The sequence below is a fragment of the Moorena sp. SIO4A5 genome (assembly GCF_010672005.1).
Classification (GTDB): Bacteria; Cyanobacteriota; Cyanobacteriia; order Cyanobacteriales; family Coleofasciculaceae; genus Moorena.
Genome location: NZ_JAAHHZ010000012.1, coordinates 24,678 through 40,860, shown reverse-complemented (window position 1 = coordinate 40,860; position 16,183 = coordinate 24,678). Strand labels below are relative to the sequence as shown.

Annotated in this window: 10 protein-coding genes and 1 pseudogene; 5 read left to right on the top strand and 6 right to left on the bottom strand. The window is 44.3% G+C overall.

The genetic code is table 11. The features are described 5' to 3' along the window. From F6K57_RS07565 to ileS, 5 genes are all read left to right on the top strand, one after another. Window positions 1-266, top strand: a 266-nt coding sequence (locus tag F6K57_RS07565) for a hypothetical protein (protein WP_293066238.1), incomplete at its 5' end; no start/stop codon positions are given. Window positions 267-832: 566 nt separating this feature from the next. Beyond that, window positions 833-2,137 carry an MFS transporter gene (locus F6K57_RS07560; RefSeq protein WP_293066236.1) on the top strand — a complete coding sequence of 435 codons (1,305 nt, stop codon included), beginning with the start codon at window positions 833-835 and terminating at the stop codon, window positions 2,135-2,137. Window positions 2,138-2,225: 88 nt separating this feature from the next. After that, a complete protein-coding gene (locus tag F6K57_RS07555; protein ID WP_293066234.1) occupies window positions 2,226-3,110 on the top strand; it encodes an oxidoreductase in 885 nt (294 codons plus the stop codon). Continuing rightward, the gene (locus tag F6K57_RS07550) at window positions 2,998-3,573 is read left to right on the top strand and encodes a hypothetical protein (protein WP_364301765.1); all 576 of its coding nucleotides are present in this window, start codon (window positions 2,998-3,000) and stop codon (window positions 3,571-3,573) included. The genes F6K57_RS07555 and F6K57_RS07550 overlap by 113 nt, the downstream gene beginning before the upstream one ends. 323 nt (window positions 3,574-3,896) lie before the next feature. After that, a complete protein-coding gene (gene ileS, locus F6K57_RS07545) occupies window positions 3,897-6,776 on the top strand; it encodes an isoleucine--tRNA ligase (RefSeq protein WP_293066228.1) in 2,880 nt (959 codons plus the stop codon). A 107-nt stretch (window positions 6,777-6,883) separates the two neighbouring features. Here ileS and F6K57_RS07540 read toward each other — a convergent pair whose 3' ends face one another. The 6 genes and pseudogenes from F6K57_RS07540 to F6K57_RS07515 all read right to left on the bottom strand — a co-directional run bounded on the left by F6K57_RS07540 (window position 6,884) and on the right by F6K57_RS07515 (window position 16,030). Further along, window positions 6,884-7,801 (bottom strand): ParA family protein, encoded by a 918-nt coding sequence (locus F6K57_RS07540; protein WP_293019158.1) that lies wholly within the window; start codon window positions 7,799-7,801, stop codon window positions 6,884-6,886. A 408-nt stretch (window positions 7,802-8,209) separates the two neighbouring features. Beyond that, a complete protein-coding gene (locus F6K57_RS07535) occupies window positions 8,210-9,931 on the bottom strand; it encodes a vanadium-dependent haloperoxidase (protein WP_293019157.1) in 1,722 nt (573 codons plus the stop codon). Window positions 9,932-11,077: 1,146 nt separating this feature from the next. Further along, window positions 11,078-12,592: a 2Fe-2S iron-sulfur cluster-binding protein gene (locus tag F6K57_RS07530; RefSeq protein ID WP_293019156.1), complete on the bottom strand. Its 1,515-nt coding sequence runs from the start codon at window positions 12,590-12,592 to the stop codon at window positions 11,078-11,080. 107 nt (window positions 12,593-12,699) lie between these two features. Next, window positions 12,700-13,387 (bottom strand): annotated as a pseudogene (locus tag F6K57_RS07525) (RNA-guided endonuclease TnpB family protein); the annotation flags it as partial. 34 nt (window positions 13,388-13,421) lie between these two features. Continuing rightward, window positions 13,422-14,009 (bottom strand): IS607 family transposase, encoded by a 588-nt coding sequence (locus tag F6K57_RS07520; RefSeq protein WP_293066223.1) that lies wholly within the window; start codon window positions 14,007-14,009, stop codon window positions 13,422-13,424. Window positions 14,010-14,245: 236 nt separating this feature from the next. Next, window positions 14,246-16,030, bottom strand: coding sequence for a 4Fe-4S binding protein (locus F6K57_RS07515; RefSeq protein ID WP_293019153.1), 1,785 nt, complete (start codon window positions 16,028-16,030; stop codon window positions 14,246-14,248). Between the last annotated feature and the right edge of the window lie 153 nt (window positions 16,031-16,183).

Here is a 16,183-nt window from a genome sequence, read left to right as displayed (position 1 = left end):
CGAAGATGTCGCGGTTAAAAGTATCAGACACTCCGATGTCTCTGCTGCTGCACTTTGATTGTCAGGATTCTTCTCTGGCCGGTGGTATTGTTGTTGACTTGGCTCGTTTTATGACCGTCTCTCTAGCCCGTAAAGAAAGCGGCTTGCAGCCTCAGTATGGACTATTTTTTAAGTCTCCGCAGCTTCCCAATGGTGAACCTGATCATGATCTCTTCAACCAAGCTGCTTATTTTGAAGCTTGGGTCTGTCAAGATGCAAACCAATAAACCTCTCCGGAAATTATCCCTCTTCTGTCAGACTCCGAAAAATGGGGGTCAAACCCTAATTCTCTCGTTAGGTGTCGTTGGCTGTAATGACGCAATTTCGTCAGAATTTCGGAAAGTGACAGAAGACGGATAAGTTTTCACCTAGACATGATATAGCAATCCTAAATAGATTTTAACTCACATCTTGCACCATCTAAATAGAATTGCTATAAAGGTTTAAGATTCTTTTTCATAGCGCTTTTCATTTGGATGGACACAATTATTCAGTCTGATAGGAGTGTAAGCGAAACAGATTAGAGCTACCCATTTGAAAACCGCTATCAGAGAGGTCTAATAATCTTGGCTCTTCCGTACTTGTTATGCTAAATCAACACTTTGGCAAAGGGAGCTGAGGCCGTGGGCCACGCTACGCGAACGGAGCAGGGGGAAGAGGCAGTATTCAGAAAACTTTATTATTTAAATAGCCTCATAACCCTTACACAGTAAGCTGTCTGAGTTTTGTTAACTGGAAATTTAGCATAGCAGGTACTGAAGAACCATAATCTTTAAAGGAACAAATTTCCATTATGGCTGTTCAAGAACCATCTCAAGTTTCAGGAGATAATCAAATTAGTCAAAGTAACACTCTAAATATTGATTCATACCCTGGTACTTCAAGTCAGAGTATACTTGAACATAACGATCCGAAATCTCGCATCAAAATCAGTCTTTTACTTCTAGGATTTCTGCTGATTGGTCTATATGAGTCTAGTATCAGTGTCTTAATTCTAAATCTACAAATTTATTATCAGGTTGACAAAGCAACCGTCGCCTTCCTCCTTCTAGGAGGAACACTCGGTCATTTCATTGCGGCATTAACTATTGGCTTCATTGAAAATTGGCTTGGACGCTTATCACTTTTACTTATTGGTATCAATTCATTTGTTATTGCCACATTAGCTTGTAGCTTATGCCCACCATTTAAAATTTTTATTCTATTACCTATTCTCATTGGTTTTGGTTTGGCAATTATAGAAACTTGGTTTAATGCTTACCTGGTCATGCAGCCAAACAGTAAGATTTGGCTTAATTATTTACATGCACTCTGGGGAGTTGGAGCCTTGTTAGGTCCAATAATTGCCGCTAGCATCATTGCCAGCAATCAGGGTTGGTATAATATTTATCGATTATGGGCATTACTGGGGTTTCTGTTGGCGATCGCATTATATTTGGCATTTTCAGATCAAGCTGATACAACGTTAAACTATGATGACTCGCAAGGGTCACAACCCAGTGTTTTGCAGGCTGCTCTAACGTCCCCTATTATCTGGTTCACCAGTGGATTTGTTATTTTCTGTGTTGGAACAGAACATAGCTTAGGGGATTGGGCTTACAGTTTTCTGTGTAGTATTCAGCATGAATCTCACTTCATGGCTAGCTTAAGCATCAGTACTTATTGGTTAGGCATGACTCTTGCCCGTTTAGGCATTAGTATTTTATTTCGCTGGTTTGAGATTAATCAATTACTCTATCTTTGCATGTTCAGCATCTTGATTAATATGATGCTGATCTGGTTTTGGCCATCGGTCATCATGTCTACAGTCGGCCTAGGGATTGCTGGTCTAAGCTTGGGACCGTTGTATCCCACAATACTTGCTGTTGTAGCTAAACAAATACAACCAAGGCTTGTTATAAGTGCGATCGCAATCATAAGTGGGCTTGGTAAGTTAGGAACTTCAATTGTGCCGTGGCTAATGGGACTGATTGCCCAAAAATTCAGTCTATGGTCGCTATTCCCTTACATCATGCTGTTAGCAATGATTATGGTTATACTTTGGACAGCGATGAATTTTCTGTATTATCGGCCTGAACAAATTTCGATTAATGGCTAAGGTTGTAGTACCAGAAGTAAAGACTAATCAGTGCACTAATTGCGACTAAAACCCCATTCCATCACCTCCGTTGTTTAGGGATAACACTATGCACATCAGCCCAGAACTCATAGACCTAAAGCAAATTAAGCCAACCTTTGGATGTTTGAAAGACAAAGTCGTAGTCGTTACCGGGTCAACCCAGGGTTTAGGTGCTGCGATCGCCCGTCAAGTGGCTTGTTCGGGTGCAGCAGGAGTAGTTATTTGTGGCCGCCAACAGGATTGCGGCAAAGCAGTTGCTGATGATATTCAAAACGAATTTAATGTGAAAACCTGTTTCCAGCGAACGGATTTAAGGCAAGTTGAGGACTGTCAAAACTTAGTTGCTACCTCCTGCAAAACCTTTGGACGCATTGATGCCTTAGTCAATGCTGCGGGGCTGAGTACACGTGGTTCTATTGAAAACACTAGTCCTGAGCTATTTGATGAGTTAATTTCAGTTAATTTACGCGCACCATTCTTCACAATTCAAGCTGCTGTACTTGCAATGCAAAAGCAAAACTCAGCTGGGAGTATTGTTAATATCATTTCAATTTCTAGTTATGGCGGACAATCATATTTAGCTCCCTATGTTGCAGCAAAAGCAGGACTTATAGCATTAACTCGCAACGTCGCTTATAGTCAGCGTTGGCGACAAATTCGATGCAATGCTCTCAATATAGGATGGACAGAAACTCCTAATGAGCATAAAGTGCAACTAGCCATGGGAAAGTCCGAAAATTGGCTTGAACAGGTACAGCAATCCTTGCCAGCTAAAAGCTTACTCCAGCCGCACCAAATTGTTATGGATTTGTGCTGGACGCATTACTGGCGGCGTCTTAATCGGTCAAATAGCGGGTGTATCGTTGGTAGGCTGGTTGGGTTGGCAAACCTTGACCTTGCGACGAGCCTTGATACCGACCGACCAACAAACCCCTATCCCAAGTCAAGCTGAATTTATCACCAAGATTCAAGAAATACTGCCACTTGAGTCATTAAAAGGGCTACTAGCTAAAATAACTGGCTTTTTTGGCAATCTTTTGGGCAAACGCCAAGACTCAGGCCGAACTCCTGCTGTACCGGCAGATACCACCATGGCGTCGCCCACCCAGGAAACTAATCCTAAAACTGCCCAACCAAGCCCTGCAGCGGATCAAGCAACTACGGTACCATCCACTACCCAAGAAGCGGTTTTAGAAACAGATGACACTAAAACCTCAGATTCCGCTGAAACGACTCCCCCTAAGACAGAAACCCCCCAACCAGTAGCAGTGGCTAAGGAAGACTCACCCCCCCCACAGCCAGAGTCAAGTCAGGAGCCAGACCAGAAACCAGAAGCGATCGCACCAGAAGCAAAAGCACCAGAAGCGATCGCACCAGAAGCAAAAGCACCACCACCTCCTAATCCCAAGGTATAAAAAAAGTCGAGCGCAACACAAAAGCCGTCACCAGCCCCAACTCCGAAAAAACCGATTGCTAAAAAATCCAACAATCCTTCCAAGGAAAGTTGAAGGTTGGGGAGATTGTTGCTCATAATAATAAGAGATATATATAGACATATATCCTTTGTTGACATCCTTTGTTAACATCCTTTGTTGACCGTTGATTGTTTAATATTGCTGTAAGGTTGAATCTAACTACTCAGCAATACACAGTCAGCGGTCAGCAGGTTAAAGTGGGTTAGATGGCTCTAATCAACTCTTAATAAACGGCTCTACTAGTATAATTTCGCCTTGAAACTGTGACAGCATCCAAAAGCTATAAAGATACGGTCAATCTGCCCAAAACCGAGTTTAATATGCGGGCAAACGCTATCAAGCGAGAACCAGAACTCCAACAGTTTTGGGCAGAGCAAACTATTTACGAGCGCCTGTCACAAACTAATCCTGGCGAGATTTTCGTGTTGCATGATGGCCCCCCCTACGCCAACGGCTCTCTGCACATGGGTCACGCCCTTAATAAAGTTCTCAAGGACATCATTAATAAGTACCAACTGCTGCAAGGTCGCAAAGTTCGTTATGTACCTGGTTGGGATTGTCATGGCTTGCCGATTGAGCTGAAAGTCTTGCAAGCCATGAAGCTAGAGGAGCGTCAACAGCTCACTCCGATCAAACTGCGCCGGAAAGCGAAGAAATTTGCCCTGAAAACAGTAGAGCAACAAAGCAAAGGTTTCCAGCGGTATGGAGTATGGGGCGACTGGGAACATCCTTACCTGACTCTAAACCCAGAGTACGAAGCGGCTCAAATTGGGGTCTTTGGTCAGATGGTATTGAAGGGCTACATCTACAGGGGACTGAAGCCAGTTCACTGGAGTCCCAGTTCTAAAACAGCCCTAGCGGAAGCGGAGTTAGAATATCCGGAAGGTCATACCTCCCCAAGTATCTATGCTGCTTTCCCAATGACTAAGGCAGCGCCAGGGATAAAGGAGATCTTAGACCCATTTTTGCCAAATCTGGGTGTTGCGATCTGGACGACGACTCCGTGGACAATCCCTGGAAATTTGGCAGTAGCGGTTAATCCAGAACTGACCTATGCGGTAGTGGAAGGTGGTTGCGAGACTAACCAATCCCAATTCTTATTAGTAGCAGCGGATTTGGTAGAAAGACTATCAGCTACTCTGGAAACTCCACTTACGGTCAAAACGACTGTTAAGGGTGAGGCGTTGGAAAATTGTACTTACCAGCATCCCCTATTTGAGCGGGAAAGCAACATTGTGATTGGTGGGGATTACATCACCACTGAATCGGGTACAGGTTTAGTCCACACGGCTCCTGGTCATGGTCAAGAAGACTATGGTGTGGGTCAGCGTTATGGCTTACCTATCCTTTCCCCAGTAGATGCGGATGGTAAGTTTACGGCAGAGGCGGGACAGTTTGCTGGGTTGAATGTGCTCAAGGATGCCAATCCAGCCATCATTGAGGCACTGAACACAGCTGGGTCATTGCTCAAAGAGGTACCCTATGTTCATAAATATCCTTACGATTGGCGTACTAAAAAACCAACTATCTTTAGAGCCACAGAACAATGGTTTGCTTCAGTAGAGGGATTCCGGGATGAAGCAATAAATGCGATCGCATCCGTAAAATGGATCCCTGCCCAAGGACAAAACCGGATTACCCCGATGGTGGCGGATCGTTCCGATTGGTGCATTTCCCGCCAACGGAGCTGGGGTGTACCAATTCCGGTATTCTACGACGAAGAAACTAACGAACCCTTGCTCAATGAAGAAACCATTGCTTATGTCCAAGGCATTATTGCTGAGAAAGGTTCCGATGCCTGGTGGGAACTATCCGTAGAGGAATTGTTACCAGAATCCTATCGTAGTAATGGTAAGACCTACCGCAAGGGTAACGATACCATGGATGTCTGGTTTGACTCCGGGTCCTCTTGGGCAGCTGTGGCCGAGCAACGGGAAGAATTACGCTATCCCGTGGATATTTACTTGGAAGGCTCAGACCAACACCGGGGTTGGTTCCAGTCCAGCTTACTCACCAGTGTAGCCAGCAATGGCTATGCCCCCTACAAAACTGTTTTAACCCACGGCTTTGTTCTAGATGACCAAGGGCGCAAGATGAGTAAGTCTTTGGGGAATATCTTGGAACCAGCTATAATCATCGAGGGTGGAAAAAACCAGAAAAAAGAACCACCCTACGGCGCTGATGTGCTGCGATTGTGGGTATCTTCTGTAGACTATTCCTCAGATGTTCCAATATCTCAGAGTATTCTTAAGCAGCTAGCCGATGTCTATCGCAAAATTCGCAATACAGCCCGTTTCCTACTAGGCAACCTTCATGACTTTGACCCAGCTAAGCATAGGGTGCCTGTTCAGGAATTACCGGAATTAGACCGCTACATGCTACACCGGATCACAGAGGTATTTGAAGATGTAACTGATGCCTTTGAGAGTTATCAATTCTTCCGCTTCTTCCAGAGCGTACAGAACTTCTGTGTAGTAGACCTGTCTAACTTTTATCTGGATATTGCTAAGGATCGACTCTATATCAGTGCTCGCAACTCACCACGGCGGCGCAGTTGTCAGACAGTGCTACAAATAGCACTAGAAAATTTAGCTAAAGCGATCGCACCTGTACTCTGTCACATGGCAGAAGATATCTGGCAATACCTGCCTTACCAGAAATCCCATGAATCCGTGTTTGAGTCAGGTTGGGTCAAATTAGACGAACAATGGAAAAACCCTGAACTAGCAGCGTCCTGGTCAACCTTGCGCACCATCCGCACAGAAGTCAATAAAGTACTTGAACAAGCCAGAGCGGAAAAGATGATTGGCTCATCTCTAGATGCTAAGGTCTTGCTTTATGTTAAAGATCAACAATTAAAGCAGCGCCTGGAAGCCATGAATCCTTCCGATAGCCTGAGTGGAAATCAAGTGGATGAATTGCGCTATCTGCTCTTAGCCTCTCAAGTAGAATTAGTAGATTCCCTAGAAGCTATACAAACAGCAGCCTATAGGGCTGAATCAGAAACTATAGCGCTAGGGGTAGTCAATGCAGAAGGCTTAAAATGCGATCGCTGTTGGAACTACGGATCTAAAGTTGGTACAATTGCTGAGCATCCTACCATCTGCGAACGGTGTAATGCTGCCTTAGCTGGTAACTTCTGAGGTGGGTTGTGAACTAACTTGTAAGTTATTGGTGATTTAAAGATTGCTAAGGACGGTTAGCACTATTAGCCAGATCAGGGATTGGAGATTCAACACTAATCCCTGATTTATACATCCCTGATTTTTTCGGTAGTTTTAATCCCCTCAAGCTTAAGTAAAAATTCTTCTGTCAACTTGAAGAACGCTTTAGAGCCAGCAGAATTAGGATGAGCGATAACGACAGGACTAAAACTATCTACGGCTTTAGCAACATTAACATCCATGGGAATGCGAATTTTAAAAATTTGGTTGCTATCGAAATCGTTATCAACTCGCCTCATCACTTGCTTATAGTACCTACCCATTAGTCCACCGCCTGACAAAATAAAGATAATCCCCAACAGCTGCAAGTTAAGAGGACTATCCTGCTGATGACTTTCTTTGAGCCTGGCAATCCGTCTTTCTAGGAGTTGAATCCCTACAATAGATAAAGGTTCTGGTCTAGCTGGTAGCAGATAGAAATCACTAGCCACAATGCCACTGCGAGTCAAAAGATTGTAGCCAGGAGCGCAATCTAAAATAATAAAGTCATAGTTAGGGATAATCGGCTCTAATATCCCTTTGATTAATAGACTTTCAAAGCGGCTCCAAACCTTACTAAATTCCACCTCCCCTTCCTGAACAGATTGCTTATGGAGTAGATCAGAAACTACATATTCATCATAAAGCTCAATATCTCCTGGCAATAAATCCAATCCTTTGATATCACAATTATCAGTTTGAATAATATCCTCAATTGTTAAGCGACTGCGATAGCTAGGTTTAGTGACTTTGTCGATTAATCGACTTAATGTCCGCCTTCCTTTTCTAGCTTTAGCAAATGCTTGGGGCTGCATTAAGCTCAAGGTTCCACTAATTTGGCTATCTAAATCGACCACCAAAACCCGCTTATTATGATTTTTGGCTAAGCAAGTGGCCAAGTTGACGGTGAGGGTGGTCTTGCCCACACCACCTTTCATATTGACTGTACTAATGACTAATCCCATTTATGAACGTGATCTTGCCATGACACTATTTATCATCATTCAGTATTATTGGTTACTAGGCAAGAATTCTGATGGATTACGATAATTTACCCTTGGGCAGTCCGCAATCATCGGGTAAGTTGTCGAGAGTTATACTGGAATCCTCGGTTGAATCCTCAACTGATGTCATCGTTGTGTATCGTGGTGATTGTATTAGAGAATTCAGTTGCCAGAGCCAGATTTGTTTTGTATCCTAACTAAATACCCCCCAAAATTGGGGGGATTTCAGCTAGGGAAAAGGTATTTGGCGAAACCTGAACTGTTATGAAACCTTTTCCCTTTTCTTTTTTTAGGTTAATCGGAAACCAAGGGTTTCTAAACTTCCCTTGGGAAGATTTTTAGATAATGTTAGTGAGATTGATGGTGAGATTAATTTCCCCGTTTTCCTTTGAGCATGGAAGCAGCACCAAACGCACCAAATACTAACATACCCAATACAGAAGTAGGCTCGGGAACTTTCACACCACCATTGATGAAGAATAAGGTCCGGTCATAGACCTTGCCACCAACGTCTCGGCCTAACTGTCTGCCGAGTAAATCTCCATCATCGAAGTGAATGCCACCGTAGATGCGAGAAATACCAGCTTCATCAGAAGCATCGGAAAATGTCTCCCAAAATAGGGTGACTTCATCCGTAGGAGTCAAACCAGGTTCAAAACGAGAGGCACCAGGGGCAAAGGTTACTGAATTGCCGAACTCATCACTACCGGTAAATAGCTTGAAAATTTCAGCCGCAGAAGCACTGAAAGCACTATGTCCTGAGGTGAATTCCGCAAAGGGAGGGGATGGATCGGCACCAGGAGTTTGGTAGGTAATGAAATCACTGGCTAATAGCCTGATCGTTCCTACTCCTGGTCCACCATAGGATTCGATGGCAAAGCCTCCCAAATCCTCATCGAATTCACCAATTAAGCCCAGCTCACCGAGTTCGCGAATGGCTCGGACGGGACGAGTATAGTCGTAGAAAACTTTTGCTTCCCAAGTAGCAATACCCGCATCCAAAACCGCATTCCCCAGACCAAAGTAAAGTTGGATATCTTCATCTAGGGTTTGGTCATCCCGTTCCGAGATGAATGAACCAAAACCCATCCAAGTTCCAGGAGGGTAGGGAGTGCCAGAGGGGTCTTCCCAAAACTCAGCTACTAGTTTTTGCTCATCGGTGAGATTAGCGCTAACCTCAATGAGCCGTTCAGCTTGCTCGATAAATCCAGGGTTAACAACGTCAGTATTAACCTCCCCGTCTTCGTTAACCAGACTAACCTCTGTGCCATCCTCAAGAGTGACAGTACGTTCCTCCCGATTCAGAGTACCCTCTACAAGCAGAAAAGGTTCTGGTGCTGGTGGTCTAAATTCAGACCCAGAGCTCAAGGCAAAGGGAGTAACGTTGCCCCACTGGGGAGTAAGAAACCGTTGCAGTCTGGCATCCGGGCTGTCAATTGGTACCCGCTCTGGTGTCCAGCGAGTGATATCAACGACATTATCGGAACTGTTCAAGGGCTGATAGCCAGTGGTGTCGGAGTAAGGAACACCAAGTGTACCCCTCGGGTCATCCCCTAACTGGTTAGAACCATCCTGACGTCGGAACTGTAATAAACTGTTGGCTACTGTGTTACCAACGTTGGTAGCAGTAGAGATAGAAGCAGAGTCGCTAGCAAGCGATCGCAGATCAGTCAGAAGGGCATCAAAGGAAGCAACTTCAGAAGGGAAAAGGTCTGAGAGGACGCTATGAGCCGCATAGCTAATGGCTAGGGACTTATTTTCCAGGGTGTTCTCAATATCAGGACGTTGCAGAGTATCCCCAAGAGTGGTGCTAATCGGCGTTCCTTCATAAGCTGACCAGGCATCGTACATGGCAGTACCCAAGATGCCATAAGCCCGGGAGGCTCCTGTCGGACCCAATTGCGGGTTATTTTCTACTGCCCTCAAGGCTTGATCCACCCACAGATTAGCGCTGTTGTCTAGTGTCAGGTCTATGGCTTGTGCTGGTAAGCCCAGGGATAGACCTGCGGTTGTTACTCCAATGGTTAGGAGTGACGAGAGATGCTGTCGTTTTTTCCGCTGTTGATGGTGAGCCGAAAATAAATTTTTCATATTTACACCCGTGACTGGTTGTTCTTCAAAAGACCTTTTGCAAAAGTCAATGTCTACAAGGCAACTACAGTAGTTATCACCCTGTTGTTGGCTTTTTATGCAAGAGCTCTAAAGATTGGACGTTAGATTGGACGGTAAATTGGAAGGTAGCAAAACGTTCCGATCGGATTGATTACCTGGGAAAAAGCAATGATGATATCAGGTCGTCTCACCAATTTAGGAGAAAATTTAGGATAAATAGTCTCCCGAGAACACTACAGGTAAAAACACGGACGTCTTGCCGTTGAATCAAGTACCAAAACAGACTAGGGACTCTGGCCATAAACTCCTTAGATCTGTTTGATTAATTAGAGTCTCTGGGAGTTATCCGTACTTGATCCATAGGTCAAAATCTGTGCCTGGAGTAAAATCCCTCATTTATCATCCGTCTATTCACTTACAATGTCAATCGTCATCCGTAAAATTATTGATAACTTTAAAAAAGTTTCACAAAAGATATCCGTATTTTCACAAGTTAGTTAACTTAAAATAATTATGATTATCAAAAAAAGCTAAAATATGGTAAACGGGGGCAGAATGCCGACCATGATTAGCTCAATTACCCAGATGCTATAACCATTGATAGATAAGGTTTACAGCCTTAAGTTGGTAGCAATTATTAATCACGTTTTTCTGATTGATTAGATTTGGGCAACCTCATGGTCATGATCTTCACAAATTAGTCTAGTATTTTCACAAGAAAAATACCTGGTCATAATCAGAGCTACTGATGACTCCCAGTAGTCTTCACAAATTCTTAGGTTTAATTTACAGAACTTTTACAATCTTTATATATTAGCTATATTAATAACTCCCCCATTTTGATCCGGCTGGCGAAGCATTTCTTAACAGGATTAAAGCCTTGATATTCGGTATCATGGTCGCAAACTATTTTATAGTTGTGTAACGTAATCAACGGCAGAATCAGTGTTTTGGATGTTAACTTATATTTAGCCAACAGGATCAATTTTGGGATAATTTCAGCTAGGGAAAAGGTATTTGGCGAAATCTGAACTGTTATGAAACCTTTTCCCTTTTCTCTTTTAGCTTTATTAAGCTTAATCAGTAACAAGCTACATTGATCATTGAACCCTTGACAAGACATGTTTAGGCGCTAACCACTACTCGTCCTACAGGACGAGCCACACAAGTCAAAATCATCCCTTGCTGCCGTTCCTCGTCTTCCAGAGCGTCAGGCTGTTCATCATACTCTACCTTCCCTTCTATAAGCTTTCGCTTACAAGCACCACAGGCTCCCATGCGGCAACCGCTTGGTAATGGCACCCCTTCTTGTTCAGCCACATCTAGGATGACATCCTCCGCATCACAGGTAACCTCTTTTCCAGACTCAGCAAAAACCACAGTGGGTTCATTAGAGGTTGATGGTGATTCTACTAGGTGTAGTCTAGGACGATCTTCCCCTTTGACTGGTTCAGGATTTGTTGCTGCTGCTTTCTGTTTATTCTGTTTTGAGGGCTTTTTGCCGCCAAAGCTCTCTTCATGGTAGTTTTCCATCGGGAAGTCTAGACCGGCTAGCATCCCTTTCACCCCTGCCATAAAGGGATTCGGACCACAGACATAAACAATGCGATCGCGAAAATCTGGAGCCATCTGTTGCAGCATGGCTTGATTGAGTCTTCCGGTATAACCCGACCAACCTTGATCGAGTTCTGGGCGAGTCGTGGTAATCGCCAGCTTAAAATTAGGGTGCCAAGCCGCCATCAACTCTAATTTCTGACGGAAGATGATGTCTTGTGGGCTACGAGCACTGTGGACAAATACAACATCGACATCAGCACCGGTATCACAAAGCCATTTGGACATGGACATCATCGGGGTAATGCCACTACCTGCTGAGATCAACAGCAGTTTATCAGCCCTATGGTCAGCACAGGTAAATTTCCCCATTGGACCATTTAATCTCACCTCGGATCCGACTTTAATGTTGTCGTGCAACCAGTTAGACACCAAACCCGCTGGCCGATCAGGAGCGTCTGGTGGTGCTGGAACTCTCTTGACAGTAATTTCCAAGGTATGAGGACGTGAGGGGGCCGAAGAGATGGAGTAGGAACGCTTTACTGCTTTGCCATCAATCTCCAAATCCAGAGTGACAAACTGACCTGGCTTGTAGCTGAACAGTATTGGTGGTTCGGCCACGAAGCGGAATGTTTTCACATCATCGGTCTCATCAATGACCTGTACACAGCGGACAGTAATCTCACCCTTAGTCCACTGCTTTATGCCAGTGCTATTACCATCTACAACTAGGTTTGGTTCCTGGTTAGAGCCATAGAGCTGTAGGTCTTTGACCAACAAAACAAATTCACCGATGCGGATGATGTCATCTTCCTTCAGGAGCCAGTTTTGGTTAACATCTACCTCCTCATTATTGATCCGAGAGCCATCTGTGCTACCGAGGTCAGTAAAGAAACACTGTCCCCCAAGGCATATGATTCTGCCGTGTACACGACTTACGACAGGACTATCCAAGACTAGGTCACAACTTGGATGGCGGCCAATCAGATACTCACCTTGAATTGCAGTTTCCGGTTTCAGGGTTTTTTCCTGTAACTCGTTGGTTTGGTAGTTGATGATTGTAGTCGTCAGCATGTTTTGTGTCACTCCAGATTACCGAACTAATGGGTCAATTGCTTCAATTGCTGAAATTTATGAAGGGATTCTCTATTTTGAGTTCACAATTCATCTCAACTTGTCTTCATCGGTAGTACCGCTTTGTGATGTAGTTCATTTACCAGATTCTGAATTCTGATAACCATTCTTCTAGCCGCTTTTATCATGGGGCGTTTCTGTCTTCCCTTAGCTTTACTGATTATTAGATATCAGATTATAATGGTGCTGACACAGCCGCTGAATTCGAGAAAATTCACCTTCTCCGATTTTGCCTACAGAATTCTCACTAAAAAAAGTCAGGAAAGTTCTAACACCAGGATCTAAGGCAACTACTCTACCTTGGTTTTCGGTTTGGTTTTTTGTTGTCTTATAGGGGACTACCAAATAGTAATCCCCATTGGTGCTAGTCAACCTACAATCGCATATCTTGTCGGGAAGAGCTTCAGTAAAAGTCAATTACCCTAGTTTGGTGTGATAGATTCCTTTGTTTGAAACAGCCGATTTTGGGATATAACAAGACTGAACAGGATGCTGGCGATATCTGAACCTGACCCGATTAATTTGTCCAGTCAAGTTGTATTTCTTTTTGGCTTCCCTGACAGCGGTGCAAGCATCCTTAATCGCTATAGATTTGATTTGATCAGGCACTGTCTTGCACCACTCGGGTAAGTCATTTAATATCGCAGTTTTAATAGCTTTCCAGTTAGCTTTAGTTTCTCCATCTTCAAGGATTTTGACGGTCTTGTTAAATACATAACGGGACACTCCAAACCATTGACGAACCATTGTTCGCGTAGCGTGGCCTACGGCCAATCGTTGTTCAGGGCTTAGGAACACTCGAATCTTCTTTGATTTTCTTCCCGTATTTTCGGAGTCCGTGGACGCGGCAAGAGAAGACGTGAATGATGGAGAGAAGATCTGCGGTAAGTTCTGATTCTGGACAGCTTTCAGGGTTGTCGAGAACCAGGATTTTTCCACCGTTGAGACCGACCAAGTACTCAATGATTTCAAACCCAAACCGGGTAAGTCTGTCTCGACAGGCAACAACAATTGTGAGCTGATCTCCTCGCACGATTCGTTCCAGTATGGCTCGAAGCCCCTTCCTTTTGTAGTTGAGCCCTGAGCCGATGTCTTTAATGATTTCCGCTTCCGGAAAGAGGGAGTGCAGATAGGCGACTTGCCTGACGAGGTCGTCTTTTTGCTTGCTGCTACTGACTCGACAGTAGCAGATAGTTGCTGGCTGCCTTGATTCCCTTTTTCCGAGGCTGAGCAGGCTTTCTGTATCAAAGAGCCGGTAACCACTTGGGGTTCGCTCGCATTTAATCGTGCCATTGTCTGCATACTTCCGAAGAGTGTTCCTAGAGAGTCCCGTAAGTTCGACCGCCTTACGAAGTGGTATTAGTGTCATAGATATAGTCTAACAATTAATTTGATATTTTGGTAGACTATGTGACCCTTTTATTCACTGGCTACTAACCCTTACCCTCGGCCTGAGCCACAAGTAAGTAAGTGTTTTATAAGTGTTTTACCAGTGGCCATATAGTTATCAGCCTTTTTTTTTCTTTTTATGAAAAATGCTCTCTTTTTTCCGGTATTTCATCCTCGTCTCACCCTGTTGAATGTACTATTTGGGAAAACCAAGGACTAGTCCTGATCACCTAGTTGATTGTTGTTATCTTTGCGGTCTTTTAGCAGCTTGGTGCGCTTATCAGAACGATTCTGCTTGCGGGATTCCCTAAGTATCGTGCGTTGGTTAGAAGTACTAGTCTTCTGGCGCTCTTTGATGGTGCTCAGTACTTTATAAGGGTCCGGTCCATAGTGGGGATACAAGATTGGTAAGTTTTCTTGCTCCTTACCAAGTTCTTCTAAAACCTGATAATGTTGCTGATCGTTTATACCCAGTTCATCCCGGATCTGCTGGAGAACCTCGAGACTACTAGAGGAATTCACATGTCCAGCTTGGATCGCTTCTCTTAGCACCCCTTTGTATACCCCCAAACGGTATTGTTGGTTAGCACCCGGTAGGGTTTTAGCCAGGATGTGTAATTCCTCAGGTTTGAGATCATCCACGGAACGACCTTCGAGAAATTCCGAGAAGTCCAGGGGTAGCTTCTTCAGTTGACGGCGCAACTTGTCTGCCAAACTCTCCTGGGTATATTGGTGAAAACTACGACCCCAAGTTTGATAAAGCCATAAGCTGCTCACCAGAATTACTACACTCTGAAACAGGAATTGCACTAGGACAGGGAACCGATTAATTTCGGGACGACCCCCGTAGATGAAGAAGAAGTTAAAGGCAATAAAGGTACAAATCGAAAAGACTCGGTGCAATACTTGCTCCTGAGTGATAGATTGGTTTTTTCGCCACAGAGCAGCTTTGTATAGTTTCTCTAGCTTGGTACAAATTATACAACTGAGCGCCACGAAGACAACGAAGGTAAGAGGAGTTGCCACCAGTTTAGGAATCGCAATTGCGTGATTCATGATGTAAAACCCTGGCTTGAAAAGCGCACCTAACTGATTCTCTTCATGGGTCCAAGCCCCAGACAGGTAATAATCGAAGTTTCCTGCATACAACCAGTAGTAGAGGAAATAACCAATCACCAGGCCTAAATAACCGTATTGGACTAATTTCCGACCAGGCTTAGTCAGTTGTTGCCAGTAGGCTTTTTCGGAATCGATATCCATACAAGGGGACTTACAACTGATACAGGAACTTTTTTCTTGACCTGTGGTCTTGTCTACGGTGCGGCACATGGACTGGGTAATGGTTTTTGGCGGTGCGTTGTGAGCTTCAGTGCCAAGCAATCCCCGTGGTCCAGTAAATACCATCTGAACCATGCCAAATGGACAGACATAATGACACCAACTTCTGCCACCATAGAGGAATACCATCATCATGGCGGATAAGATAGTCAGGCTCAGAAACAAACCCAGAACCAAGCGGTCAGAGTTAACAAATAGAATCCGGCAGTTCAACCCGATAAAGAAAATGGCAAACTGCACATATAAATGGTTACGAACCAGCCACGGATTTTTGCTGATATCCCCCTGTGGCTGTAACCCCAAAGCTCTGGGAATTTGGGACAGAAAGTAAAGTGGGCAAATGCGTCGCCAAGTCTCATGACCGAACACCAAAACAATCATGATGGCGCTAGGCACAATCATGCCCCAGAACAATCGCGCTCCCAGGGCATAGGGTTTTTCATCCAGGCACACTCCCTGGACTTGAACACATGGGTCTTGAGTGAGCGTGGGATCCCGAAATAGGCTTAATAGATTATCAGGATCAGTTAAATTATGTGAAATCGGGTCATAAAACAACGATAAAATTAATATTAGCCAACTAATCACTAGCACCAAACGCACTCGGTGCCAACTTTGTTCTGGTACCTTTGACAGCATAGCTTTAACCCCCTTTTGATCCATTGTGGGAAACAAGTTCAGGCATTGGCAGTACCCGTTTGGGTACTTCGTAACAGCTAGCACTGAAACCAATCCTGAGGATGAGCATTAGTCTTTGGGCATAATCTGCTCTATAACACCAGCAAGAGTTAGGTAAACCCTCTTGAGCTTGGGTTT

Bases quoted from the DNA above. Each gene is read 5' to 3' on its own strand.
- F6K57_RS07520 (WP_293066223.1), bottom strand. From the start codon at position 14,009: ATGACACTAATACCACTTCGTAAGGCGGTCGAACTTACGGGACTCTCT.
- F6K57_RS07540 (WP_293019158.1), bottom strand. From the start codon at position 7,801: ATGGGATTAGTCATTAGTACAGTCAATATGAAAGGTGGTGTGGGCAAG.
- F6K57_RS07555 (WP_293066234.1), top strand. From the start codon at position 2,226: ATGCACATCAGCCCAGAACTCATAGACCTAAAGCAAATTAAGCCAACC.
- F6K57_RS07560 (WP_293066236.1), top strand. From the start codon at position 833: ATGGCTGTTCAAGAACCATCTCAAGTTTCAGGAGATAATCAAATTAGT.
- F6K57_RS07535 (WP_293019157.1), bottom strand. From the start codon at position 9,931: ATGAAAAATTTATTTTCGGCTCACCATCAACAGCGGAAAAAACGACAG.
- F6K57_RS07515 (WP_293019153.1), bottom strand. From the start codon at position 16,030: ATGGATCAAAAGGGGGTTAAAGCTATGCTGTCAAAGGTACCAGAACAA.